General features: G+C 57.2%; 2 protein-coding genes. Both read left to right on the top strand.

Annotated elements, in window-relative coordinates:
• The coding region (locus AC097P_RS24260) for a methyltransferase domain-containing protein (protein WP_479612981.1) at positions 1–896 on the top strand (896 nt) is incomplete at its 5' end.
• Positions 893–1231: aminotransferase class I/II-fold pyridoxal phosphate-dependent enzyme (locus AC097P_RS24255; protein ID WP_479612980.1), on the top strand; the 339-nt coding region annotated here is incomplete at its 3' end. The genes AC097P_RS24260 and AC097P_RS24255, both read left to right, overlap by 4 nt.

The raw sequence follows: 1231 nt of genomic DNA, 5'->3' as shown, positions 1-1231 counted from the left end.
TCAGTCGTCCTGAGCACTTCATGATTCTGTGTCCCACCTGCGGTGCCAAAAACATCCTTGCCGAGAACGGTTGCCCGCAGTGCGGTTTCGTGCCTGCTCGGGTCGACGGCTTCCTGGCTTGGGCGCCGGAACTGGCGAAACACAACGACGACTTTCCCGAGGAAAGCTTTGAGGGCTTAGCGCGTGTCGAGGCAGGTAGCTTTTGGTTCCGCGCCCGGAACGCAATCATCCTATGGGCGCTGCGCAAGTACTTCCCCGGTTTCCAGTCACTGCTGGAGGTCGGTTGTGGTACAGGCTATGTGCTCTCAGGCATCGCGAGAGCGTTCCCCCATTCACGGATCGTCGGGAGCGAGATCTACACCGCTGGCCTCGCGTTTGCCGCCAAACGACTACCCAAAGCCGAGTTGCTTCAGATGGACGCGCGAAAACTTCCCTATGAGGCCGAGTTTGACGTGGTGGCGGCTTTTGACGTGATCGAGCACATCCTGGAAGACGAACTGGTGCTGCAAAATTTCCACCGAGCCATCAAGCCAGGCGGCGGCTGCCTGATCACCGTGCCGCAGCACCAGTGGCTTTGGAGTCCGGTGGATAAAGCTGCCCACCACCAGCGGCGCTATAGCGCCCGGGAACTGCATGCCAAGGTGGAGGCTGCAGGTTTCCACATCGTCCATAGCACCTCCTTTGTAACTCTTTTGCTGCCTTTGATGCTTGCTTCTCGGCTGACGGTGCGGCGCTCGGGCGATGTCGGCGACAGTAAGGAGCTGATCCTCAATCCTGTTTTCGACTACATCTTGGAAGCCATCATGCGGATGGAGTACTTCGCGATCAAGTCCGGCTTTTCCCTGCCCTTCGGAGGATCACGGCTCCTGGTCTGTCAACGAAAGGAGTCGGAATGAACAACAAGCCCAACGCCATCCCCTTTAACTGGCCCCACATGACGGGAAAGGAAATTCAGTACATCGCAGAGGCTCGCTCCAATGGCATGTTGGCTGGGGATGGGCCGTTCACCAAGCGCTGCCATGCTTGGCTGGAACGGCAGACCGGTTGTGGCAAAGCGTTGTTAACCCATTCTTGTACCGGGGCCCTAGAGATGGCTGCGTTGCTTTTGAATATTCAGCCCGGTGACGAGATCATCATGCCTTCGTACACATTTGTATCTACGGCCAATGCGTTTGTCTTGAGAGGGGGAGTCCCTGTATTCGTGGACATCAGGAACGACACGCTGAATCTT

This window comes from Rhodoferax sp. ZS1R8, assembly GCF_056521325.1.
Note: the sequence above shows the minus strand (reverse complement) of the source record. Positions and strands in the feature narration are given on the sequence as shown.